Raw genomic sequence first — 24,687 nt, forward strand, 5'->3', positions numbered from 1 at the left:
CCTCCTAAACTGATTTGAATCTGGTCATCGTAATAATCCGTCTTTAAGCGAATTCCTCTTTGGGGTTCCATTGCTTCTCTGCATTCTCCAAATTTTCTTGCGCGGTTGGCGCTTTGCGGTTAGCCATGCTGCAAAGTTTTTCCTTCACTTCCTGCTCCGACATGTCAGGCAGTTTGGTCAACACGGCATTCAACTCCAGTTCACTGACGGGTGTAGCTTTTCCGATGTAGATTTTCGGATATACTTTTTCAGACTGGATTTCACTGGCATCAAGCAATTCCTCATAGAGTTTTTCTCCAGGGCGCATACCGGTGAATTGAATCTTTATTTCGTGTTCATCGTAGCCTGAAAGGCGGATCATATTACGGGCTAAGTCGACAATTTTCACTGGTTCCCCCATATCCAAAACAAATACTTCACCGCCGGAAGCAAGGAGCCCTGCTTGAATTACAAGTCTGGATGCCTCAGGGATTGTCATAAAATAACGTGTCATTTCCGGATCTGTGATGGTAATTGGACCTCCGCTCGCAATTTGTTCGCGGAACAAAGGAACGACACTGCCTCTCGATCCCAGGACATTTCCAAAACGGACTGCTGCGAAAGTCGTATCACTTTTTTTGGCCAGGTTCTGGACAATCATTTCTGCGAATCGCTTGGTTGCTCCCATGATGTTCGGAGGGTTGACTGCTTTGTCAGTCGATATCAGCACGAAATTTCCAACACCGAAGGCATCTGCGGCCTCCGCCACATTTTTTGTTCCCATAATATTGTTTTTTACAGCTTCAAATGGGTTGCCTTCCATTAAGGGAACATGTTTATGGGCAGCAGCGTGGTAGATGACATCAGGCTGGTAATTTTCAATAATATCGAAAATTCTCTGCCGGTCCTGAACATCTGCTATGATCGGAACCAATTTAATATTCTTGGGAATCTTCGCACGCAGTTCTCTGTCAATTGTATAAATCGAATTTTCACCATGTCCGAGAAGCAGGATGCTCGCGGGCTTGAAATTACTGATCTGTCTGCAGATTTCAGAACCGATGGATCCTCCTGCACCTGTTACCATGATGGTTTTTCCTTTTAGCTTCTCTTTAATGGCATCCATATCCAGCTTGACTTCTTCCCTGCCCAGAATATCCTCGATTTTCACATCCCTGATATCATTGACGGTAATTTTACCGAGCATCAGATCTTCTATTCTCGGTATCGTCTGGGTTTTGACACCCGAATTGATGCAAAGCTTCGTCAGTTCAGACATCTCTTTGCGGGACATCGACGGAATGGCAATGACGATCTGGTCGATGTGATATGGGCTGACCACTTCCGGGATATCTTTGAGACGCCCTACAACTGGAAGACCATATACTTCAAGGCCCCATTTTCGCGGATCATCATCCACAAATACCACTGGATTCCGTCCCCATTCAGGATTTTGCTGCATCTGCCTGACAATCATCCTTCCCGCCTGACCGGCTCCTACAACCAACGTTCGGCTTTTATCCGTCGTCTCACGGTTAGTAATCCAGTCATTGTATATGCGCAGCGACATCCGGGAAGCTCCCAGCAACAGGATCAACAGCATCCATGTCAGCATCAATGTGCGTGTATAAAGATGTCCGGAATAGATCAATTGCATGATCATTGTGGCAAACAAGGTGAATGATACAGCTTTTACAACTGATTTCAGTTCTTCAATGGATGCATAGATCCACATCTTTTTATAAAGGCCATAATGCCATGCAAATGAATGGTAGCCGATGAAAAGCGTCGTCATGCTTATCAGCAGGATTTCATTGCTGAAGACATTTTCATATGGATAAAGGAATAGGAAACAGAGAAATATGGATGAAAGAAGGATCAGCGAATCAATTGTGAATAATAAAAGATACCTTTTTTTAATCGTCAATATCATTACCTCATCTCGTCTTTCATTTTCACGGCTTAACTGCCGTAATTTTGATAATATAAATGATTCTTCGCCAAATCGAAGTTATTCAGAACGACGCCAAGCACGAATGCCTTCGCTGTAACTAAAGCGTCTCTCGCTTTAACCACACTGGCTTTTTCTGTTTTGCCGGTATTGACGATGAGGACTGATCCGTCGCATTTATTGGCAAGGATTTTTGAATCCGCCACCGCTAGAAGCGGGGGTGAATCAATAAGTATAAGATCATACATTTCTCTCAGGTCTTTCAACAGAACATCCATTTCGGGCGATTGCAGGAGTTCGGCTGGATTGCCTGGAATTTGTCCGCACAATAACAAATCCAAATTTTTAACGCCGCTTTTTTTGATCGTATCCGCCAGCCGGCCTTTACCCAGCAACAGATTGGAAAGTCCTGATTTATTGCTCATATGAAAAGTATGATGCAAAGTCGGGCGCCTCATATCGGCATCGATCATCAGCACTCTTTTGCCTGATTCGGCGAAGACGACTGCCATATTCGAGCAGGTCGTTGATTTCCCTTCCTCTTTGGAAGGAGAAGTGAAAAGGATTGTTTTCATATCATCCGCCGGCATGGAAAATAGTATATTTGTGCGGATGGTGCGATACTGTTCAGTTGAGATTGAATGCGGATTAGTACGTACCACCAATTTTCGCGCTGCTTGCCGGCTGGATTTTTTCTTGTTCGACATAAGGTTCCATCTCCCTTCCTATATAACTTTCTTCTGCTTTCTTATCGCTTTTGATGTCAGTCACTCTGCTGACGATCCCCAGTACTTGAAGACCCGGGATTTCTTCAATATCTTCTTCTGTTCGTACAGTCGTATTAAGCTGATCGATCAAAATAGACAACCCGGCTCCGAAAAGCAGGCCAAGCACTGCGCCAATCGCCATATTCATCAACGGATCCGGTTTAATCGGCGCTGGCACAGGAGGCACTTCAGCTGTGGCCAGAATCTTGACGTTGTCGACTTTCATGAGATCTGGAATTTTTTCTTCGAATATGCTCGCTGTCGTGTTCGCGATCAGAACGGCATTTTCCATCGTCGGATCGGTTACATCAATCGTGATCACCTGCGTGTTCTCGACATTGCTGACCGCAATCTTATCGTTAAGGGATTGGTGAGTTTCATCCAAATTCAACTCGGCTATAACATCATTCAGAATCACCTTGCTTTTGATGATGAGGTTATAGGTGCTGATCAATTGGAGATTTGTATTGATATCCTGGGTGGTGAATTCCTGGGCTGCAGCGTCATTCTGATTGATAAGAATTTGAGTGGAAGCCTGGTAGACCGGCTTCATCAAGGTGTAGCTTATGGCCCCGCTTGCTGCCACAAAAGTAATGACCAACAGCAGGATCAGCGGAATCCTTTTTTTGATACTTTTCAATACCTCCAAGATGTTCAATGGGTTCTTCATCTTATGCACCTCTGGTTTCAGTTTGAATTAAGATTCACAAGGCCTGGTCATAATTGTTTATTTGCGAAATCACTGATATACAGCATTTTCGAGTATTTCCCTTTATAAGCGTTCAACATCAAAATGATCCACAGCACCAGACCTGCCGGCGCTAAGAACATGCTGGAGAACCAGCCGATGATGGGCACCATCCCAAGCAGCAGATAAGCGCTGACAAATACAATTGAAATATAAATGGATTGAAGCGCATGATAGCGGACAAAGTGATTCTCGCGCTCCACCAGCAGCATGATAAACCCTGAGATGAAGCCGAATAAATAAGTGAGTGAACCTGCGATATTTTCCGACAGTCCAAGTGATGTTTCGGCCGGAATTCTTATATTGGCATGCTGAGGCCGTTTGAATACTGTCTGGCTTTCAAAATTCTGAATCCGTTTTTCTTCCGGCAATTTAAAATTGTTTTCGATCACTATAGTTCCTCCTTTATCTCACATTTTTTCCTCATTCATTAGAGCCAATACTAAATAGGCAAGGTTAAAATCAAGTTAAATTAGATTAATAATTCTAAGAATTAGAAAAACACCATATTACTTAATGAAAATCACAAAAAAAAAATAAGCTGAGGATTAATCTTCCTCAGCTCATTCCTACTTGCATTCAGTTTTAGACTGTCAGGATTATTGGACAGTAAATTTATAGCCGAATCCTCTGACTGTATGGATATAAATCGGTTTCGCGGGATCCTTCTCCACTTTTCTTCGCAGATTGCTGATATGGACTTTGACAGTCTGAATATCGCCTTCAGAATAATAGCCCCATACATGATCATATAATTGTTCAGCAGTCCATACCCTGTTCGGCGTCTGTGCCAGCAGTAAAAGCAGCTGGAATTCCTTATGGTATAATTTCACCGGTTTTCCGGCGACATACAGTTCCCTTGCGTCTAGATGAATTTGAAGATCATCGTATTCAAGTACAGCCAATTTATCTTCTTCTCCATTGGACCAGCCGTTGCGCCGGAGGATCGCTTTGATGCGGGCTTCAAGTTCATTGAAGTCAAACGGTTTGGTGATATAGTCGTCGCCTCCTGCATCAAGCCCCTGGATTTTATGGTTCAAATCTTTCAGGTAGCTGACAAACAGGATCGGAACTTTCGTTTGCAAGCGGATCTGTTCACATGTTTTCAGACCATTCATGCCGGGCATTTCTATGTCCAAAAGGATTAAATCCACATCTTCTTTTGCCAGTTGGTCCATCGCTTCATAACCGTCTTCCGCCTCGACGATGCGATAACCTTTCTTGATCAGAAATAATCGGATCAATTCACGGATGCCTTCTTCGTCCTCAACTATCAATACAGTGGCTTCACTCATATTATCCCTCCTGTAACTCTTTTAAATCGTCAAAGGCAATGCAATATAGAATGTGCTTCCTTTCCCCATTTCACTTTCAGCCCAGATTTCGCCTTTATGCGAGAGAATGATCTCTTTAGCGATTGCCAGACCCAATCCGCTTCCCTGCTGTTTATTGGGAACATCCATTTTAAAGAACCTGTCAAAAACATGGGGCAGTATATCTTCTGGTATACCGTTTCCAGTATCCGAAACTTTGATGATCACTTCACCGTCAAAATCCTCTTGTTCAAGAACAGCTCCTTCTTTTCCTCGGCTTACAATCTCGGTGCTGATGGAAATTTTTCCGTCAATCGACGAAGTATGTTTAACGGCATTCCAAAGTATATTTGAAAATACCTGATCTACCCGGTTCACGTCTATCGATAAAATATAGTCTTCCTGCCATTCATCCCGGCCGGTTTCAACATATTCAAATATCCGGCCGCTCTGCGTTACATCCGCCTCCATCCCTTGAACCAGCCTCTCCAGCCAATCTCCGATGCGGACACTTTCAAAGCGCAACGTCATATTGCCGGATTTATATTTCGCCAGTTCAACCAGATCTTCCGTAAGCCGTTCCAGCATCAATAATTTATTGTGTATCATATCCAGGTATTTCGGATTTTTTTCATCGATGATACTTTCTTTGACCGCTTGGATATAGCTGTGGATAAGTGTAATCGGTGTGCCAAGTTCATGTGAAATGGTCGACAGCATTTCATTGCGCGATTTTTCGATTTCCTGAATTTCATCATTTACAGTAACCAGGTTCATATTCGTGATTTCAAGTGCCATTGTCCGTTCTTTGACGTTCCGCTCAAGGAAATAATTCAGACTTGTAATTTCCTGTGTCAGAGTACGCAGATTCGCCAGCGTATCCACCCGAAGTAAAAATTCTTCTTTATCACACGGCTTCATAAGGTAATCATTGGCGCCGGCTGTAAAAGCTTCCGTCTTCTCCCGCAAACCTTCCCTTTCTGAAAGCATTAAAATCGGCAGTTCTGTTAATGTATAATCCTTTCGGATATGCCTGCATAATTCATCTCCGCTCATATCGTCAAGCGCCCAATCCAGGATAACCAGATCAATTGGCTGCTGTTCCAATAACCGGATTGCCTCTATTCCTCCACTTGCGCCGTAAACGGAATACCCTTCCTGCTCCAATTGGTAAATAAGCATTTGCCGATTGACTTCTTCCTGTTCGACTACCAGCGCACGAATCTGGCTTCCGCTTTTTCTACGGGCAGTCACAGTTTCAGTAATCTCCGATGCGCTAAGTTCTTCTATCGCCTTAACTTCCGGCTGCGCTTCCGCATCATTATCATTCGGCGAGTAGACAGGCAATGTAAAACTGAAAGTCGAGCCTGATCCAGCAGCCGACTCAGCTTTAAGCCATCCTCCGTGAAGCTCCACCAATCGTTTCGTGATATTCAATCCAATGCCGGTGCCTGTCTTGTTGCCGCTCTTCTCTTCTTCCGTTTTATGGAACGCTTCAAATAATGTCGGCAATTTATCTTGTTCAATTCCCTTTCCAGTATCACGCACAGAGACTAATATCTGTTTACCGGATTTTTTTGCGGAGATGACGATTTCTCCGGACTTTGTATAGTTGATCGCATTTTCGACCAGGTTATAAAGAATCTGCTGAAAACGATCCGGATCCGCAATCGCTTCCGGCAGATTGTGCGGCACAGTTTCATAAAGGCGAACTTCGTCGTTTTTTACCAACGGCCTGCAAATTTCCAGGACGTTCTCTGTCAGCTTATGGATTTTTACAGGTTCTACATGGATATCCAATGAGTTCTGCTTCAGTTTGGAAAAATCCAGAATGGAATTAATCATATGGGCAAGTTTCTTGCCATTTTCCGCAATTGTTCCCAATTGATGATTTATTGCCGGAGAAATCCTTCCGGCGTTAGTTTCCTGCAAGGTTTCAGCGATTCCGATCATGCCGTATAACGGTGTGCGCAAGCCATGTGAGGTGATGGCCAACAATTCATCTTTCCGCTCGTTCGCGTGTTTAAGCGACTCCATTGCCAGACGCTGCCGTTCAATCGCTTTCTTTTCTCTTTTCATCTTGTCGCTTATTTTTGCTGCTTCTTTGTCTGACAAGGAAAGTGCCGACAAGAAAACAGATACTCCAATCGCAAGGTAGACCGAGTTTTTCGCCTCCATATTTAATGAGGTTACACCAAACATCTGGAAGATTGCGGTACCGGCACCAAGAAGAAACAGAACTGACCCGGCCGTATAATAACGCGCGTATTTTATTCCTTTATTCCAGCTGGCAGCCGACACGGCAAGCATGAGTATGCCGCTTGCGACCAGGGAAAGCGGCATGATCATCCGAATGGCATTATTAAAAAAGAATAAGAGTACAATTAAAGCCACATTTGTCCACACTAAAACTTTGATGATATTTCTTGCTGCCGGAAAATGGCGTCTGGTGTCCAGAAAACTTTCTGTATACAGCAATGCAAAAATACTCGTGATGCCGATACTCGCATAAACCAGCGTTCCGTCCAACCAGGACTGTTCGGGCCATATATAGGATAAAGTCAAACCTGACATAGCTGAAAGTCCATAGGAGACTGAAAATGCAAAGAGAAGAAAATAGAGATAAACCCGCTGGCGGTGTCTTATGAACTGGCTCAGATAATAGATTGAAAGGATGATTCCGATGCCTGTCAGCAAGCCAACCAATGCAGTCATCGTCCGTGTTTGTGTCTGAAAAACTTCCCTGTCCCAGATAGTCAGCGGAAGCTGGAGCGGACCATCTGATACAACCTTCAGAAAGAATGTCGCTTCCTCCTGTCCGGCAAAATCCAGATTATAAATCAGGTTGCGATGGTAATACTCCCTTTCATCCATCGGAACTTCTCTGCCGATTTCGTTGACAGCAAAAGAGCCGTCCTCCGAAGGTGAATAAAGGATAGCCTGTTTAAGCGTCGGAACCGGCAGCTCGAGCAGCCATTCATTATTAGGCGACCGATTCACAATATTAAACTGAATCCAATAGGAAGAATCGGTAAATCCCTTATTGAAAATGCCGTCATCATTCGGCATAAAACTCCATTGAATGGGAGGCACAGAAACTTCTTCGATGGAATATGCATGTTGGGGGTCCCTTAAAGTAAAAATAGACTGATCCACATGTATTTTCTCTTCTGAATCAGTTAAAACAACCGCGCCATCTACTGTGGCTGGCTGCGCTCTTTCTTTCCCAGGCTCCGCTAACAGCAATAGCAACAGCAAAGCCAATAATATTTTTATAGGAATCGAGTATTTTATGTAAAGTTTGGCCATTAGCTAAACACCTCAACTATCTAAAAATTCAAATAATTCAATACAGTAATTTCCAGTAAATTTTATCTAGAGCTTAAAAGTCCCTACATAACTGGGTTTCTGGTACTTTAACGGAAATATTTAAAAATTAGAAGATACATTTAATGGTAATTTAGTAGGCATTATAATTAACGTTATCATACCATTAAGCTCATGAATTGTGAATATTTTTTAATCAGAAAATTCTAATAATACTTATTTCCTAATTTCTTTTTCATTTTTTACCAAAAAAATAAACCGTCTAAAGGCAGCCAGCCTTAGAGACGGTCTATATTTGAAACTTGTTTCTTTAAATTTTTCTCTTCGTACATCGCCTTATCCGCTTCCTTAAGAATAGACGATAATGTCGAGTTTTCATCCGGCATTGTCATACCGATGCTTGTGGACACGGATAAAACGGTATCATCCAGCTCCCATTTACGCATCATGGCCTGCCTGATTTTATTCATTACGAGCTCGGCAGATTTTACAGAATCGACACCAGGCAGGAGCACTATGAATTCGTCCCCGCCAAGCCGTGCAGCTAAATCATCTTTATAGATGCCAGCTTTCAGTCTCTTGCCAAATTCACGGATGACGGCATCCCCGGTTTCATGCCCCCATTTATCATTGATTCCCTTAAATTTGTCGATGTCCAAAAGGAGCACTGCAAAATTATCGCCTTTACTGTGATAGTCGGAAAGCGCTTTTTCAAGCGACTCCTGGAAATACCGACGATTCGGCAAACCAGTCAATGGATCGTGATAGGCATAAAACTCCAATTTTGTTTCATAATCTTTCTGTATCGATACATCACGGACAATCATCACCATATGGCTGTATTTCCCGTCGTCTTCGAAAACAGGCGTGCCATGCAGTTCAGACCATATCCAGTGTCCATCACTGTGCCCGACGCGAACGCGCATTTTGCAAATCTCGCCATTTTTAATCGAGGCACTTAACGTACCGTGTAATTTTTCAAGATCCTCCGGATGAACATTATGAAACGGCTCTTTATCTTCATATTCTTCAGGAGAGTACCCAAAAATGTCTTCAAGTGATGGCGATATATACAAGTATTCTTTACGGTGGTTGATCAGAATGATTACATCATTGGCATTCTCAGCAATGATGCGGAAGTTCTTTTCACTTTCTATATACAACTCGACCATTTGATCAAGTTCACGCATATCTTTCAGGATGACATAGAAGCCTGTAGTCACTTCCTGAATCTTAATGGGTATGAATTTGACCAATGCACCCAGGCGATTATTATTTTTTTGATTGATCGTGACACGGAAATTTGTGTAAATGCCATTTTTGGCTTTCCGGAAATTCTTTAAAGTTCTTCTCCGGTCTTCAGGCACTACAAAGTCCAGCACGCGCCGTCCGTTCAACTCGTCCATCGTCAACTGACTCAGCATTTGGCCAATCGGGTTGGCGCCTTTGATATGCCCTTTCAAGTCCAATGTCAGGATGGCATCCGCATTGTGTTCAAACAGTGAATGGTAATAGGAGCGGCTTTCCTCAAGCCTTTTCCAGGCTTCTACACTTTCCTGTTTTGCTTTCACTTCATTTGTAATATCCTGTACGACGCTGACGATATGGCTGCAACTTCCCGCCTCATCGTACATCGGGGTAAGCCGGGTCTTAGAATGTCTTATATTTCCTTCTGGATCAACATAACTATCTTCATAGATAACTTCACATCCACTCTCCAGCACATTCAAATAATGGGAATGCACTCTATCAGCCAATTCCTGCGACTGCGTTTCATGGAAGTTCTTGCCGATGGCTGATTGATCCAATTCCGTTTTTTTCATTGCTGACTGATTTACAAATTCATAAATCATTTCTCCCTCATCAACGCGGACAATGAAAACCATTTCCTGGATCCCGTCCATTAAGGCTTTTTCTAATGATAACTTCGCTGCATCCTGAATCATATAAATACCCCCATACCACTGCTGATGTGTTCGGAATCACTGTTTCTATCTCTACTTCCAGTTTAACAGATTCCATTGTAAAATAAATCTTTAGACCCATAATATTTTCAATTATTTTTGAGCTGAAAATGCATTCATCGAGAGGTATTTTTTTTCAAAATCCTTTATCTTCAAGGGTTTATCATAATAATAACCTTGGAATACAGTACAAGAATTTTCTTTTAAGAACAAAACTTCCTCAGGTCTTTCTACCCCTTCAGCTAATAACTCGCATTCAATGCTTTGCGCCAAATGAATAAGCGATTTCAAAACAGCCTCGGATTTCGCGTCTTCCCCAATTTTTCGGATGAAATACCGGTCAATCTTGATTTTATTGATTGGAAATTGAGTCAGATAAGAAATCATGGAGAAGCCGGTCCCAAAATCATCAATGGCGATGGATATCCCTTTTTCTCTGCAGAGCTCCAGATTTCTCATGGTCGTTTCCGAATAAGCCATTTCGGCATGTTCCGTCAATTCAACTTCGAGCAGGGAAGGACATACCTGATATTGTTCAAGAAGATTGAAAAACTCTTCAAAAAATACCGGGTTCGCCAAGAGTGACGGCGTCATATTGATAGCCGTTTTGATATTCCAGCCGTAAAGCCGTTCCCAACTCTTGATGACTTTCAACACTTCATGCAAAAGGTGCGTAGTCAAATGGGCAATGGTGCCTGACTGTTCGGCAACCTCGATGAATTCGAGCGGTGATAATTCTCCAAGCACCGGATGCTTCCATCTGGCAAGCACTTCAATGCCCGACAAATTGATGCCGCCGCCTGAAATCTGCGGCTGCACTGTAAAATAGAAACCCGAATCCTCAAGACATTCCATCAGACTCTTTTCAATCAAAACCCGGCGTTCCCGCTTCGCCCTCATTTTCGGGCGGTAGAAGGAATAAGAAGAGCCTTTTTCTTTTTTCGCTTCGTACATGGCAGTTTCCGCAAAAGCCACCAGATCCCTCAGCCGCTCTGTATCAAAAGGAATACAGGCAATGCCGATGCTTGCGGTGACATAAGCCGATTGAAAATCAGCCAGCATGAAAGGATCTTTAAAGAGATCCATTAATTTTTCAGCAAATAACTCCAGTCTTTCCCCAGGGGCAGATTCGCGGATGACAATGAACTCATCGCCTTCAAGCCTGCCGATGTGGCAGCGGTCATCAGCCAGCGATTGCAGCCTCTCTGCCACGCTGACGACCACCTTATCGCCGGACGCATAATTATATAGAGCATTTATGAATTTCAGATTATCGAGATTGATATAGAAAAAAGAAAATTTCCGTTTCTTTTCTTTTAGCGAAAATGCGATTTCTGTCATCTTTCGACGGTTCGGCAATCCCGTCAGAAAATCGTAGTAGGCAAACTCAGTCAATTTTTCTTCCAGCTGTTTCTGTTGTTCAATGTTTTGGAAGTAAATCGCCAACCCGCCGCTTTTCAGCGGAATCAATTTAATATGCGACCAGCCATCGTAATCTGCGAATTTTTCATCAAACTCGGTATGTTCTTTCGTCCGTAAAGCAGTCAATAATTGCTGCTCGAGATTGCTCCCCCGCAGCTTCGGAAATACCTCATGAGCCTTAACCCCAAGAATATCGGCTTTCTTCCAGCCGATTATTTTCTCGGCTACTTCATTTATATATAAGAATCTTAATTGATCATCCAAAAGGTAAAAGCCGTCCGTCATGCTTTCCAAAACGGTTTCAACAGTAATCGATTGGATACCGTTTTCTTTCATAGGAGAATGAAAGATTAAAGCACCGGCCGGTTGGTTCGGTTCCAGCTTTACGGATTTGATTTTCACCTCGAACCATATCTTGTTGCCGTGCTTATCCGTATACGGAAAATGTGTTGTATATTCAGGAACTTCCAGCTCCAGAATTTCTTTAATCGTGTCAGCCGCTTCGGCATTGCTGTTCTGATTCAGTAATTCCAGATAATCCCCAGCACCCTGAATTATCGGCTGATCCAAATTATTTTTTTCGCAATAATCGATCCATGCCTGATTGACTCTGACGATTGCGCCTTTATTGTCTATAGCGACCAGCAAATCATCGATTTTGTCAAACCATCCCTGGATTTCATCCGTTTTGCTCTCCACTTTTGCACACTCCCATATCCTTGGCAGGAATTCTATTATGAACAGATTTTTTAGAGTAGATAAATCTGTAAAATATAACGTGAATAGTAATTATATACCTTAAATAAATAAATTGAACGGTTAGTTTTACCTATTATTCTGTATATTTTATTATATTCAAATAAGTTCAGCGTCCAAGTTATTAAAAGCAATTAGGGTAGTGGAGTCGCCCGAACTGTTTTCTTCTCCATTGCTTCTATATAATGTAAACAAAAAGGAGGCTGGCTCAATGTGCCTGATCAACTTTCAATACAAACAACATCCTAAATACAAACTGGTAGTCGCTGCGAATCGTGATGAGTTTTATGGACGGCCAGCCCGGGAAGCTCACTTTTGGGAGGATCAGCCAGACATCCTGGCCGGCCGCGACCTTTCGCAGATGGGGACATGGCTAGGGGTGACAAAGTCCGGACGTTTTGCTGCATTGACCAATTACCGGGATCCTTCACTACCCGAAACGGGAAAAATTTCACGAGGTGCATTGGTAAAAGATTATCTAGCTTCCGATTTGGATCCTGAAGCTTTTTTGAAAACACTCAAACCAGATGCTTACACCGGGTTTAACGTGCTGCTGGGCGATGTAGAAAGTCTGTTTTATTATAATAACCTTGAGCAGGAGATTATTGAGGTATCGGCTGGCACCCACGGCTTAAGTAATCATTTTCTGAATACCCCCTGGCCAAAAGTGGCGAAAGGGAAATCGCTTCTTGAAAATTACTTGGACGGCACAAGCAAAGCTGACCCGGACGATTTATTTGAAATATTACGGGATGCCGAGCAAGCTGCCGATCCACACTTGCCTGTGACAGGAGTCGGCTTGGAGTTCGAGCGGGTCCTGTCTCCGATTTTCATCAAAACTCCTGATTACGGGACACGTTCAGCAACAGTCCTGCTTGTTGATTACGATAACAATATTACTTTCGCAGAACGCGTCTATGAAAAAGGCGAATTCGCCGGCCAGCAAGTATTCGATTTTAGCGTTACTTAAATGTTGGCTGAAGCGCCTGCAAAGAATTAGACAAATTACCAGAATAATGAAACTATCTGTCTTGTAATCCGTATCCTACTATATAAGTTTTTTATAGGAACGGAGATTGCGCAGAGGGGGAATTATTTTGAAGAGATTTATTTATTACTTTGCCTGGACATTAGCGATTGGATTTATTGTGTATATAGGTACAGTAATTGAGGAGAGTATTGCTGAGACCGCACAAGAAACTTATGATTTGTTTCCGCGTCTATTATTCATTTCCATATTTCCTGTGATACTTGGATTTGTAATGCGGTTGCCAAAATTTTTGCTGGAAAGGAAGGAACAAGAATTCGCCGGCTTTGATTGGTTTAAATTTCTCGCAGTCGGCGTGCCTTCCCTGTACTTTGTCTTAATGACTTTTTTGCCGTTCACTTCCCTTGGCGTTCAAATGCCAACTTTCATGTTAACAAGTGAAACAAGACTGACTACTATCGCTTATACTGCCGGAATCGTATTCGGCTATGTGCTGCTGGACAGTTTCCATAAACCGGCAGCAGCTAAAAGCAAAAACGTTTATTAATAAAAGATGAAATGTGATTGGAAAGGAACCTTTTGTGGGTTCCTTTTTTTGTGAAAAATCGGCTGACCGCACCTCAATAATTTTAAATAGTAAATTTCCCCAAACAAAAAACCCGCTCATCGCAATGGCCGGGTTCATCTATTGATTTTATTCGAATTCTACGGTCATGCTGTCGAGCAGACGCTTATATTCTTCATGCCAATGCTGCCACTCAGAATCGCGGTCGATTTTTTCATCATTCAAAATCGCTTCGATGACGTCGAGGCAGACATGCCAGCCAGCAAGGTCTTTGGCTGTCTGATCAGTAATGCGTTCAATCGTTTCAATCAGGCGCAACACGCTTTTTTCACCATTTACTTCTTCCACTTCAAAGCGCACGTGGTCGACCCACCACTCAAATGCAAGGACTCGCCCTTCTTCGTAATCGGTGATCGACAACTCTTCAATACTCCCGTCACCCATATCAAAGACGAGTTTTCCGCCCACTCCCGGTTCCGCAATCCGCAGTTCATCGAACCATAATTTCAATCGGCTGTTATCGGCCAGCATGCTCCAAACCTTATGGGATTCGTGCGCCAGCTCGCGTTCGTATACTGCTTTATAGCCTTTTGCCTGTTGTGTAATTTCTGCCCTCATTCGATACCCTCCATCTTCAACTTTTTAATAAGTATACCCTTGTGCACGGATATTGTAACCGAGATCCGGGTATACATTGGGCAAGGAGTTGAATGGAATGAGATTAGGATACGCATGTATGAATACAGAATTGAAGACGGTTTTCCGGACATTGCGGGTGGCGACAGCTGAAGCGGAAGGTGTCGGGAAAATTAAGGAATTGACGTTGAAGAATATGCAGACGACACTGGACATCATCAATTGGAATCTTGCTAATGATATATATTTCTACCGGGCATCGAGTTCAATCGTGCCGCTTTCTACGCATCCCGTAAATGACTGGATCTGGTGGGAGGATCCGGAATTCTTATTTATTGCCGGACAGATCCGTGATATTGTCGAGACTCATCAAATGCGGGTTTCGGTACATCCAGGGCAATATACGGTCTTGAATTCACCTAAACCGGAAGTGGTCGAAAAATCCATTCAGGATCTCGATTACCATGAAAAGCTTATTACACTGATGGGCGGCAATGACATCATTGTCCACACAGGCGGCGCATATGGCGACAAGGAAAAAGCGAAACAGCAATTTGCCGATATTTATCTGGAGCTTCCTGAACCGATACGGAAACGGATACGCCTTGAAAACGATGATAAAACATTTACGATACGTGATGTTTTGGATGTCCATAAACTTTGCGGCGTGCCAATTTGCTTCGACATCCACCATCATAATTGCAATAATGATGGGACTGCGGTGGATTTTGCGGAAATTTTAGCCACATGGGAAGGTTACGGGACGCCGAAAATCCATATCAGCACCGGCAAGGAAGGGTTCACGGACCTTCGCCACCATGAACTTGTATCCGAAAAGGATTTTGAGGAACTATTAACATTGCTCGGCGGCACCGATGCAGATATCATGTTTGAAGCCAAGTTAAAAGAGAAGTCCGTCCTGCCATTTGTTAAAATGCTTAAGGAAAAAGCCAATAATTAATGAAGACATAAGAAAAACCGACTGGGAAAAATCACTTTTCTCAGTCGGTTTATTTTGTTCACTCCAGCCTTGGAAAGACTAATTTAAAAACAGTGCCCAATCCTTTTTCGGAATTGACGATAATGATGCCTTTCATTTGGTGAATGACGCTGTAAGTGACCATCATGCCGAGTCCGGTGCCTTTGATTTTGTTTGAGAAATACGGTTCTCCCAACCGTTCGACTTCTTCTTTTGTCATGCCGACGCCTTGATCGGCAACTTCCACAATCACTTTTGAGGGCTGCACTTTTATTCGCGCTATAATTTCGCCGCCATTAGGCATGGATTCAACACCGTTTCGAATGATATTGACCATCGCCTGGCGGAACTTCTGCCGGTCTCCCCGGATATAAATCTCGGATTCAGCGGGATGGCAAAACAGCTTTACGCCCAGACTGTTCGCATATGGCCCAAGCAATTTCAATACACCGCACACTTCATCATTGACCGACATGCGGTCGAGCTCTCCGTAAACCGGTTTGGCATAAATCAAATAATCATCAATCAGGCTTTCCGCCGCGTTTATTTCGCCCAAAATGGTTTCATGGAATTCCAGCTGCTTCTCACGGCTGTAATCGTAAGCCTGCATCAATTGGATAAAACCTTTGATGCTTTGCATGGGATTTCGCAGCTCATGCGAAACCGCCGCCGCGAAATGGCTTACACTTTCCAGCTTTTCATGTTTCATCAATGTATTCAGCAATAATTCCTGGCGGATAATGTGTTCAATCAATAAAGCCGTCAGAACGATCATCAAGCCTTGATTCAGCATAAGCATGAGCCAAATGTTGAATATGTCATGTATCGGATCATTGAACAGCAAATGACCCGCAATCATATTGAACAATAAGGATAAAATCGAAATGATGAATACTGTCGCGACTTTCATGCTCCTGCTCATCCGCATATAAGCTGGACGGAGAAATGGCACCCCGGCTGCTACAACAAACAGATTGAGAACGGCAATATACATCCCATCTCCGCCAATAAGTATCCGGCTGATTGCAGAAACCAGAAACAGCACCGCGGAAATGACTGGTCCTCCGTATAATGCACCGACGATCAAAGGCACTTGCCGCAAATCGAATATATAGTCGTCTGTCAGAAATTGATAAGGAAACACCATACATAAAATGATGGAAATAGAAAACAAGATCGTCATTGTTACACGGTAATCTACAAAGAAATTACGTTTCCCAGCCCCGGCCAGCATCTGATAAAGCACAATCGGGAAAATGATGAAAAATATATTATTGATCATGCCGGTCATCATTTCGAACAAAATTTCCACCTGCTTTCAAAAGCGCTTATGCGGAATTTATTATACATTAAATATCCGATCAGAAAACTTTTTTCCACAAATAAATATTGGCTGGTATTCAGTCCCGGTTCATAAAAGCATCACTTTCCTTTATCTTCTCCAGCAGACGGGCTCTTTTCTTTTTCATGCCTGCCACAGAAATCCCATATAGCTCCGCCAGCTGCTTGATCGCCTTGTCTTCGACGAATAATTCCTTCAATAATTTACGTTCCTTCTCTTTCAAAGGAATTCCCAGCACCCATTCCGGAAGATTTTCTTCCGGTTTCGGCGCTTCCAGCTCATCGAAATCACCGCCATCCGACAGGATGAACAGCTTTGCATACCTTCCTTCCCTGGCCAGTTCATCAAGCAGCGCGCCATGGACCGTCTTGAAAGCAAACGGCGTAAAATCACCTTTTTCTCCGTCAAAACGCATCCACGCCTGCCACAGTGCAACTTTTCCCACTTGACGATAAATTTCATAATCCCGATAAATATGCACTTTGCGGATCAGCGCTGAAATCATTGGTGCATACTGTTCTTCCACTAGTTTAAAATCGTCCATTCCAATAAAATCTTCCATGTTCTATTCCTTCTGAACGTTCGTTTATTCCCGGGTAAATTCAGAATAGAGCAACCGTTTTTTTATAGCTAATCACGCAGAAAACAGTTTGCCCTAGGCAAACTGCAAGATTCTAATACACAAACTTTTTGTTCACTTAAATGAATTGTCAAAAAACATACTATTTTCTGATAAATGGTATTGCCTGGAAAACTTTTGAATGGTAGAATTTTCATGTAATGAGAAAGAGGTGTGAGTTGTTGGAGAGACAAAATGAATACTTTATCGATCAATCCGTGTTATTCGTTCTATCCGCATTTGAAACTGATCGGAAATCAAAAATTGTAACGAAGCATGGCGTGTATTATTCACGCGACTCGGTTCTGTCGCTGATTGATAAAGCATGCATGCTGTCCGCATCGACTTACGAAGGCCGCATCAAAGCGAATCGGCATAATCTGAAACATTATAAAAAAATCACCTTATTCATATGGGAAGGTTTATCGGGTTACCCCACACATTCGCCGACACATCCAGATTGCGTATGGATTCTGAATCACGACAACCGATTCGAATCGCTGGGACCGAACAGAACCCGCATCCATTATGACCAGTGGAAAATACATATTGATGTCAACGTCTCGATGAACATCTTGAAGAAACAAAGGATGCGCATGACCGATATGCTGTATTTCTATACGACTGCCAAGGCAAGACAGAAAAACTGAGCTGGACTTTTCATTTCCCGGGAAATACGAAAAGCGGAAACGGCCGCTCAGCTCCGACAAGCGTAAGACGATTTGGCGAAGTGGCGTCTTTCCAGCCACACAGCCAAAGTGGCTTACGACTTGAGGAGTTGGCCGTTGGAGTCTGGACAATAAGAAAAGCGACGGCGCCCGTTTAGCTCTGAAAGGCATAAGACGGACCAATGAAGTGGCGTTCTTTGCCACGTAATTGGGCTGGCTTATGACCCGAAGAGTTGGGCGGCCGGAGTCTGGACAATAGAAAAGCGACGGCGCCCGTTTAGCTCTGAAAGGCATATGACATGTACACCCAAAAAGGCACCGGCCACAGAAAATCCTCTGTGGCCGGTGCCTTTTATATCGTTCTGTTAAGCAGCGTCATCCCTCATTAATAGAAACGCAATTTCTATCGTCATTTCCTCCAGTCTGCCTGCGCCCGGTTTATCCAAGTAAAATTCAAAGCGACCATTCCATATTTCCGTGTCGCCTTCATAACGTTTGTCGAGCTCGAGCCCTTCATCCACCGCCCATTGTTCGAGCGCATACAGCGAATCTTCCAAATAGTCAGGATGTCCCTTATGCTTTGCTGTCGCGTAATTTCCTCCGGGAATAAAACCTGTAATGACTCGCTCATCACCTGAAGCCATCCTCTCGATTGGAACACCTACTTCAAGATTGAACTTCTCTTCTATGCCGCCAATCACCCAATAGCGATAGAACGGTTCCCCGACCGCTTCTATTTTGTGCTGTTTCAGCCATTTATATACTTCATCGATCAAACCTCTGACTTGATCCCAGTCTAAAAATTCCACTTCGAGAGGAATTGCTACATACGGCTGTTCCCGTCTTGTTTCCACTTTGGGCCCTTCACTTATTTTTGTCGTCATTTCACATCCCCTTCCCTGAATTCACAATCTTTTAATATAGAAATACCCTCATTTATTGAAGTTAGTCTTTAATTTCCGCGACAAGTTTTAAGCCAGACTTATGAAGTACATTGCAATATAAATTTATTATATCCAGTCACAAATTCTCCATAAAATCTGAGGGCAACCAAATTGACTTTGGAAATTAATAACTTTATGATTTAACCTATGACCAAAGGGTCACTATTAGTGACCGGCTAGTTACAAGGAGGGATCCGATGGATAAAAAGCAGGAATTGATGAATGCGGCGGTACATCTTTTTTCCATTAAAGGTTTCCATCAGACATCGGTCCAGGAAATCGCCCATGCTGTGGATATCTCAAAAGGTGCGTTCTATAAGCATTATGATTCCAAAGAAAGCTTATTGGTAGGCATCATGAAACGCTACCAGCAAGATACATTGGAAGGGCTCGAGCATTTGGAAATTTCTGAGGGGCTTTCGCCAAAAGAAGCTTTTGCAAAGAAACTGGCATTTGAACTGGAGAGTATTCTGGGCGACCGGGATTTCTTCATCATGGTATTCAAGGATATGCCAACCGACGGCAATGATGAGTTAACTTCCTTGATGCAGGAAATGCGCGGCTCATCTTCAAAATTCCATAAAAAGATGCTGCTGGATGCATTCGGACCTCGTATTGAGCCATTTTTGGAAGATCTGACAACGGTTGTTGAAGGAATTCAAAAAGAATATCTGGTTACGATCATCCTTGAAAACCAGCAATTGTCCATCGACAAATTGAGCCGTTTTATCGCTTCTTCCATTGAAGCGATTACGATGCAGCTTGATTCGATGGAAGCTGTTTTCACGGAGACGAGTGAAAATGACTTTTCGATCGACAGCTTTTTTGCAGATATGGAGACAAATATCAAGCTGTACTCAAAAAACACAGCCCGATTGCTGGCGTCACTGGATTTAGTGCGCCAGGAACTGCAGTAGGACGAACCGCGGGAATTTCTTATTGAAGCGCTGACGGATTACCTGTCGCAGGAAAAACAAATTGAAAAAGAAGTTCTTCTATTGAAGAATCATCGTTGAGGAGTGGCATAGTTGAAGAAGATTATCGATTTTTCATTAAATAATAAGTTCGCCATCTGGATTTTGACCATCATGGTCGTCGTGGCAGGACTTTACGCGGGATTGACGATGAAACAGGAATCGATTCCTAGCATCACGTTGCCGGCCGTTACTGTTGTAACCGTCTATCCAGGCGCTGCACCCGATGAGGTGATGGACGAAATCACTGTTCCATTCGAACAGCGGATCCAGAATATGAATGGCGTTGAACTTACGACGTCCACTTCTATGGCAAACGCATCAACCATTCAAGTCCAATACGATTTTGAAGTGGATATGGATGAAGCAACACGCGAATTGGAAGATGCCTTATCGGAAATTTCACTTCCGGAGGCAGCCAATGAGCCACAGGTATCACGCTTAAGTATAGATGCTTTCCCGATTTTAACATTGAGCATCAGTGATCCAGAAAGTTCACTGGAAGAATTGACTGCAAGCGTGGAAGACAATGTCCTCCCTATGCTTGAAGGAGTCGAAGGCTTATCGGACGCGCAGGTTTCCGGTCAGCGCATGCAGAAAGTTAGCATGACTTTTGATGAAGCAGCATTGGCCCAATATGGGTTGACTCAAGAAACGATCCAGCAATTGATCCAGGGATCCAACCTTACCTTCCCGCTCGGCTTGACCGAATTTGGCGGCGAAGTGAAAAACCTGGTCATTGACGGCAATATCACAACAGTCGATGATTTGCGCAATCTGCAGATTCCGGCAATCCCGCAGCAGGCACAAACGCCTGGCGCCGGAGCACCTGGTGAAACACCAGCAGCTCCAGGACAGACACCGGAGGCACCACCGACGGAAGCACCAGCTGACACTCCGGCTGCACCGCAGACACCTGCCGCTGCCGGCGTACCGACTGTAGCTCTCAGCGAACTGGCCGAAATTGAAGTTGTCAGTGAAGCAGAATCGATTTCCCGTACAAACGGCGAAGAATCGATCGGCATCTCCATCGTTAAAGCACCTGATGCCAATACGGTGGAAGTTGTGAATGATGTCAAAGACATCGTTGCTGATGTAGAAGAAGAATATGGCTTAACAGTTGCGACAACGTTTGACCAAGGGGAACCAATTGAGAAGTCGGTTGAAACGATGCTCAGCAAAGCCTTCTTCGGAATCCTGTTCGCTGTCGTTATCATTTTGCTGTTCTTGCGCAGCTTTAAAACGACGTTAATTTCCATCATTTCGATTCCTTTATCTTTATTGATGGCAATATTCTTATTGAACCAAATGGATATTACACTGAACATCATGACGCTCGGCGCATTGACCGTCGCAATCGGACGGGTAATCGATGATTCCATTGTCGTCATTGAAAATATTTACCGCCGCATGGGCTTGCCTGGTGAAAAATTGCGCGGCAAAGAGTTGGTCCGTGAAGCAACACGCGAAATGTTCCTGCCGATTTTCTCATCAACTGTCGTAACGATTGCGGTATTCCTGCCGCTTGCACTCGTCAGCGGACAAATCGGTGAATTATTCCTGCCATTCGCGCTTGCAATGGTCTTTGCATTATCAGCATCGCTGATAGTGGCGGTAACGATTGTGCCAATGATGGCGCATTTGATGTACCGTAAGCAATTGAATAATCTTGATGACAATAAAGCCGCGAATAAAGAACACAAACCAGGCAAAATGGCAGCTGGTTATAAACGCGTATTGGAATGGTCTTTAAACCATAAAATCATCACTTTTGGCGGAGCCACAGTGCTGCTTGCCGCAAGTATGTTCCTATTACCGATAATCGGCGTCACTTTCCTTCCTGAACAGGAACAGAAAATGGTCATGGCGACATACAGCCCTGAACCAGGACAGACACGTGAAGATGTAGAAGCTATCGCACTTGATGCGGAAAGCGCAATCGACGGCCGTGAAGGCGTCACTTCGTACCAGTATTCGCTAGGCGGAGGAAATCCGATGGCAGCAATGGGCGGAGGCGGAGATAATTCCGCATTATTCTATATCGAATACGATTCTGATTTTGAAGAATTCAGCGATGAAAGCACAAAATTGATCGAAGACTTGAATGCTTCGACTGAAGCCGGCGAATGGAGCAGCCTCGACTTTGCCGCTATGGGGGCAAGTGGATTTGAATTATTCGTCTACGGCGACAATTTGGAAGACATCCAGGCAGCCATCGATCAAATCCAGCCAATCATGGAAGACCATGAAGGACTGGAAAACACGGAGTCGAGTTTGACTGAAGCATATGATCAATTCACTTTAGTGGCAAACCAGCAAGCCTTGAGCGAAAACGGCTTGACTGCCGCACAAATCGGCATGGCTTTGAGCGATGTCGGCGAAGCACCTGTCTTGACGACAGTTCAGTATGAAGACAATGAAATCGACGTATATGTTGAAACAGAAGAAACTGAGTACGCTGATATCGATGACGTAACCGGCATCGAAATTCCAACTGCGCTTGGAACTACAGTAACAGTCGGCGATGTAATGGAAGTCGAAGAAGGAAAATCTCCTGACACAATCAACCGCAGAGACGGCCAAATGTTCGCCTCCCTGTCAGCTGAAGTACTCGGCAATAACGCAGCTGAAATCACAACTGAAGTTGATGCAGAAGTTGCGGATCTTGATTTGCCGGCCGGCGTCTCCATCGACCACGGCGGCATCACGGAACAAATCAACGAATCATTCTCGCAGCTTGGCCTTGCAATGCTTGCAGCCATTGCCATCGTTTACTTCGTATTGGTTGTAACATTCGGTGGAGCCCTTGCACCGTTCGCTATCCTGTTTTCATTGCCATTCACTGTAATCGGTGTACTAGTGGCATTATGGATTACGGGAGAAGCATTGAGTGTCAACGCATTGATCGGTGTATTGATGCTGATCGGCATCGTTGTCACCAACGCGATCGTCCTGATCGACCGTGTCATTCACATGGAACAAGCGGGACTCACTACACGTGAAGCACTTCTTGAAGGCGGCGTCACACGTCTCCGTCCAATCCTGATGACAGCACTTGCGACAATCGGCGCGCTCATCCCTCTTGCCATTGGCGCAGAAGGTGACGGCGGCGGTCTGATTTCCCAGGCACTTGGCATCACGGTTATCGGCGGACTGATTAGCTCCACTTTACTGACGTTGGTCATTGTGCCGATTGTCTATGAAGTGACAGCTAAGTTCAGACGCAAGGATGTTAAGTAGGAGTTTAGATTAGATAGAGATTGAAGTTGAGATTGCGAATAAATTCAAGTTCAAGTTCAAATGATAGATGGATGGAGCCCTCCGGTTGGAGGGCTCCTATTTTTGTGGGGTGTTTTTGGTTGGGGGTTGTTGGTAGAGGTGAGATTCGGAGTGGGACTGTGGGTTTAGAAGGTTCTTGGATGGGATTTGTGGTTTTATTTTTATGACCGCAACTAATTTAGTAATTTCCGCAACTAATGAGTTTTTGGCTGGAAATATAAAACAACTTTTTTGCGGAAAGCTTAAAATTAATGTATTTTACTCTGAGCGCACTTCAAACACGTCTAACCGCACCTCAAATGGTTCAACCCGCACCCCAAACCACTCAACCCGCACCTCAGAGCTTCCAAGCCGCACCCCAAATCAACTCACGATTTTTTATAGAAAATATTTCCAAATTCCTCTCCCACTCACACCCCTCTCCCAAAACAAAAAACCGATCAGCCCTCAAGCCAACCGGTCCTTCGATGAGTTCCATCCCTATTTATTCTTTAGTCTTCTAACCTTTCATTTCCGCAAATGCTCCAACACGACTTCGTCGATCAGACGCTCTTCGGTCCAGCGGTCGTCGAAGTTTTCGCGAAGGGTGAAAGTTTTCAACGCTTCCTTGATGGTATCGTTATAGCCGGCGTGGTCGGCCGATTTCAACAGCCCATGGCGGACCAGATGGCCTTTGATTTCTTCGAAAAGTTCTCCTTCGATATCAAGCTGTTCGTCGGTGCTTTCCCCGAATATTTTATGGAGTTCGTAAAGACGCAGCAATTCTTCGATCGGCTCGGGATGGTCGTCAACGCGTAGGTCCACTTTTACGTCGTTGTAGCCGCCGTAACCCGCGCCTTCCTGCAGAACGTAGACGGCGGCGGATTGCTTGCCGCGGCTGTCACCGCCGGCGTGTTGCGCTGCGGCCAATGCTTTGATGAGGCGTTCAGCAAGTGGGTCGGTCGATTGCTCGAACGAATGGCTCATTGCCGTGACGGTTTCTTCGCTGACGAGGATGTTGCCCTGCGCCGAATGGTGTTTGCCGATTTTATGGCCGGCCCAGTCGAAACATTCTTCCCCCGTGAATGCACTCGCTTCACCAGCCGCATTAATGACTGCCACTTGACGTAAGTTGCGGCCTGGATCGTCGGCCACCAGTTTCGTGATGACTTCATCCGGCGACAATCCCTGTTCGAGAAGTTCCAACCCTTCCGGTCCAAATTTAGTGTTGGCCCATGACTGTGTCGCCACGGCGCCGACATTCGCTTTTGCCCATGGAACAACGGCTCCGACAGCCAGGAATTTTGATTGCACAGCAACTCCCACTTCCCCGGTTTTCGGGTCGGCGCCTACGATTGAGAAAGTAGCCACCAATTGCTCTTTTTTCACCTTATGTATCATTTCAAATTCCCCCTTTTCTTCAGTTTACCCTATTTTTCGAAATAATTAATCATAATAAAAACTGCATCTGAACCAGTCAGATGCAG

General features: G+C 44.2%; 19 protein-coding genes. 6 read left to right on the top strand and 13 right to left on the bottom strand.

Translation table 11 applies throughout. From position 1 onward, the window contains the following. Window positions 1–43: 43 nt before the first annotated feature. The 8 genes from AC2Q9J_RS03700 to AC2Q9J_RS03735 form a co-directional block, all read right to left on the bottom strand. A complete protein-coding gene (locus tag AC2Q9J_RS03700; RefSeq protein WP_499037263.1) occupies window positions 44–1,906 on the bottom strand; it encodes a polysaccharide biosynthesis protein in 1,863 nt (620 codons plus the stop codon). 35 nt (window positions 1,907–1,941) lie between these two features. Further along, window positions 1,942–2,637 carry a CpsD/CapB family tyrosine-protein kinase gene (locus tag AC2Q9J_RS03705; protein ID WP_499037264.1) on the bottom strand — a complete coding sequence of 232 codons (696 nt, stop codon included), beginning with the start codon at window positions 2,635–2,637 and terminating at the stop codon, window positions 1,942–1,944. Further along, on the bottom strand, window positions 2,579–3,367 hold the full coding sequence (locus AC2Q9J_RS03710; RefSeq protein ID WP_499037265.1) for a YveK family protein: 789 nt from the start codon (window positions 3,365–3,367) through the stop codon (window positions 2,579–2,581). Before AC2Q9J_RS03710 ends, AC2Q9J_RS03705 begins: the two co-directional genes overlap by 59 nt. Window positions 3,368–3,414: 47 nt before the next feature. Beyond that, the gene (locus tag AC2Q9J_RS03715) at window positions 3,415–3,837 is read right to left on the bottom strand and encodes a DUF4870 domain-containing protein (protein ID WP_499037266.1); all 423 of its coding nucleotides are present in this window, start codon (window positions 3,835–3,837) and stop codon (window positions 3,415–3,417) included. A gap of 207 nt (window positions 3,838–4,044) precedes the next feature. Continuing rightward, on the bottom strand, window positions 4,045–4,740 hold the full coding sequence (locus tag AC2Q9J_RS03720; RefSeq protein ID WP_499037268.1) for a response regulator transcription factor: 696 nt from the start codon (window positions 4,738–4,740) through the stop codon (window positions 4,045–4,047). 21 nt (window positions 4,741–4,761) lie between these two features. Continuing rightward, on the bottom strand, window positions 4,762–8,067 hold the full coding sequence (locus AC2Q9J_RS03725) for an ATP-binding protein (protein ID WP_499037269.1): 3,306 nt from the start codon (window positions 8,065–8,067) through the stop codon (window positions 4,762–4,764). Between the two features lie 296 nt (window positions 8,068–8,363). Continuing rightward, window positions 8,364–10,031, bottom strand: coding sequence for a diguanylate cyclase domain-containing protein (locus AC2Q9J_RS03730; RefSeq protein ID WP_499037271.1), 1,668 nt, complete (start codon window positions 10,029–10,031; stop codon window positions 8,364–8,366). Between the two features lie 111 nt (window positions 10,032–10,142). Further along, on the bottom strand, window positions 10,143–12,170 hold the full coding sequence (locus AC2Q9J_RS03735) for a putative bifunctional diguanylate cyclase/phosphodiesterase (protein WP_499037273.1): 2,028 nt from the start codon (window positions 12,168–12,170) through the stop codon (window positions 10,143–10,145). Between the two features lie 268 nt (window positions 12,171–12,438). Here AC2Q9J_RS03735 and AC2Q9J_RS03740 point away from each other — a divergent pair, with 268 nt between their 5' ends. After that, window positions 12,439–13,197 carry an NRDE family protein gene (locus AC2Q9J_RS03740; RefSeq protein WP_499037275.1) on the top strand — a complete coding sequence of 253 codons (759 nt, stop codon included), beginning with the start codon at window positions 12,439–12,441 and terminating at the stop codon, window positions 13,195–13,197. A 127-nt stretch (window positions 13,198–13,324) separates the two neighbouring features. Next, the gene (locus tag AC2Q9J_RS03745; RefSeq protein ID WP_499037276.1) at window positions 13,325–13,762 is read left to right on the top strand and encodes a hypothetical protein; all 438 of its coding nucleotides are present in this window, start codon (window positions 13,325–13,327) and stop codon (window positions 13,760–13,762) included. A 147-nt stretch (window positions 13,763–13,909) separates the two neighbouring features. Here AC2Q9J_RS03745 and AC2Q9J_RS03750 read toward each other — a convergent pair whose 3' ends face one another. Next, the gene (locus AC2Q9J_RS03750) at window positions 13,910–14,398 is read right to left on the bottom strand and encodes an SRPBCC domain-containing protein (protein ID WP_499037277.1); all 489 of its coding nucleotides are present in this window, start codon (window positions 14,396–14,398) and stop codon (window positions 13,910–13,912) included. 97 nt (window positions 14,399–14,495) lie between these two features. Here AC2Q9J_RS03750 and uvsE point away from each other — a divergent pair, with 97 nt between their 5' ends. Beyond that, window positions 14,496–15,377 (top strand): UV DNA damage repair endonuclease UvsE, encoded by an 882-nt coding sequence (uvsE, locus tag AC2Q9J_RS03755; RefSeq protein WP_499037278.1) that lies wholly within the window; start codon window positions 14,496–14,498, stop codon window positions 15,375–15,377. A 58-nt stretch (window positions 15,378–15,435) separates the two neighbouring features. On the opposite strand, the gene AC2Q9J_RS03760 is transcribed toward uvsE, so the two are convergent. Both AC2Q9J_RS03760 and AC2Q9J_RS03765 read right to left on the bottom strand, forming a co-directional pair. Then, window positions 15,436–16,689: an ATP-binding protein gene (locus AC2Q9J_RS03760; protein WP_499037344.1), complete on the bottom strand. Its 1,254-nt coding sequence runs from the start codon at window positions 16,687–16,689 to the stop codon at window positions 15,436–15,438. Window positions 16,690–16,795: 106 nt separating this feature from the next. Then, a complete protein-coding gene (locus AC2Q9J_RS03765) occupies window positions 16,796–17,299 on the bottom strand; it encodes a sigma factor (protein ID WP_499037280.1) in 504 nt (167 codons plus the stop codon). A 239-nt stretch (window positions 17,300–17,538) separates the two neighbouring features. Here AC2Q9J_RS03765 and AC2Q9J_RS03770 point away from each other — a divergent pair, with 239 nt between their 5' ends. Next, window positions 17,539–18,006 (top strand): competence protein ComK, encoded by a 468-nt coding sequence (locus AC2Q9J_RS03770; RefSeq protein ID WP_499037281.1) that lies wholly within the window; start codon window positions 17,539–17,541, stop codon window positions 18,004–18,006. A gap of 383 nt (window positions 18,007–18,389) precedes the next feature. Here AC2Q9J_RS03770 and AC2Q9J_RS03775 read toward each other — a convergent pair whose 3' ends face one another. Continuing rightward, window positions 18,390–18,908: a GyrI-like domain-containing protein gene (locus tag AC2Q9J_RS03775; protein ID WP_499037282.1), complete on the bottom strand. Its 519-nt coding sequence runs from the start codon at window positions 18,906–18,908 to the stop codon at window positions 18,390–18,392. A 257-nt stretch (window positions 18,909–19,165) separates the two neighbouring features. Between AC2Q9J_RS03775 and AC2Q9J_RS03780 the strand changes: the two genes are divergently transcribed. Together AC2Q9J_RS03780 and AC2Q9J_RS03785 are read left to right on the top strand one after the other, a co-directional pair. Further along, on the top strand, window positions 19,166–19,885 hold the full coding sequence (locus AC2Q9J_RS03780; RefSeq protein ID WP_499037283.1) for a TetR/AcrR family transcriptional regulator: 720 nt from the start codon (window positions 19,166–19,168) through the stop codon (window positions 19,883–19,885). Between the two features lie 111 nt (window positions 19,886–19,996). Next, window positions 19,997–23,182 (top strand): efflux RND transporter permease subunit, encoded by a 3,186-nt coding sequence (locus AC2Q9J_RS03785; RefSeq protein WP_499037285.1) that lies wholly within the window; start codon window positions 19,997–19,999, stop codon window positions 23,180–23,182. A 546-nt stretch (window positions 23,183–23,728) separates the two neighbouring features. Here AC2Q9J_RS03785 and AC2Q9J_RS03790 read toward each other — a convergent pair. Then, the gene (locus tag AC2Q9J_RS03790) at window positions 23,729–24,601 is read right to left on the bottom strand and encodes a DUF1028 domain-containing protein (RefSeq protein WP_499037287.1); all 873 of its coding nucleotides are present in this window, start codon (window positions 24,599–24,601) and stop codon (window positions 23,729–23,731) included. Between the last annotated feature and the right edge of the window lie 86 nt (window positions 24,602–24,687).

It is taken from the genome of Planococcus sp. RAB007_Raresut, from assembly GCF_057369535.1.

Excerpts from the sequence above, each read along its gene's own strand:
- AC2Q9J_RS03705 (WP_499037264.1), bottom strand. The coding sequence starts at position 2,637 with ATGTCGAACAAGAAAAAATCCAGCCGGCAAGCAGCGCGAAAATTGGTG.
- AC2Q9J_RS03710 (WP_499037265.1), bottom strand. The coding sequence starts at position 3,367 with ATGAAGAACCCATTGAACATCTTGGAGGTATTGAAAAGTATCAAAAAA.
- AC2Q9J_RS03720 (WP_499037268.1), bottom strand. The coding sequence starts at position 4,740 with ATGAGTGAAGCCACTGTATTGATAGTTGAGGACGAAGAAGGCATCCGT.
- AC2Q9J_RS03725 (WP_499037269.1), bottom strand. The coding sequence starts at position 8,067 with ATGGCCAAACTTTACATAAAATACTCGATTCCTATAAAAATATTATTG.
- AC2Q9J_RS03730 (WP_499037271.1), bottom strand. The coding sequence starts at position 10,031 with ATGATTCAGGATGCAGCGAAGTTATCATTAGAAAAAGCCTTAATGGAC.
- AC2Q9J_RS03740 (WP_499037275.1), top strand. The coding sequence starts at position 12,439 with ATGTGCCTGATCAACTTTCAATACAAACAACATCCTAAATACAAACTG.
- AC2Q9J_RS03750 (WP_499037277.1), bottom strand. The coding sequence starts at position 14,398 with ATGAGGGCAGAAATTACACAACAGGCAAAAGGCTATAAAGCAGTATAC.
- uvsE (WP_499037278.1), top strand. The coding sequence starts at position 14,496 with ATGAGATTAGGATACGCATGTATGAATACAGAATTGAAGACGGTTTTC.
- AC2Q9J_RS03760 (WP_499037344.1), bottom strand. The coding sequence starts at position 16,689 with ATGATGACCGGCATGATCAATAATATATTTTTCATCATTTTCCCGATT.
- AC2Q9J_RS03765 (WP_499037280.1), bottom strand. The coding sequence starts at position 17,299 with ATGGAAGATTTTATTGGAATGGACGATTTTAAACTAGTGGAAGAACAG.
- AC2Q9J_RS03775 (WP_499037282.1), bottom strand. The coding sequence starts at position 18,908 with ATGACGACAAAAATAAGTGAAGGGCCCAAAGTGGAAACAAGACGGGAA.
- AC2Q9J_RS03780 (WP_499037283.1), top strand. The coding sequence starts at position 19,166 with ATGGATAAAAAGCAGGAATTGATGAATGCGGCGGTACATCTTTTTTCC.
- AC2Q9J_RS03790 (WP_499037287.1), bottom strand. The coding sequence starts at position 24,601 with ATGATACATAAGGTGAAAAAAGAGCAATTGGTGGCTACTTTCTCAATC.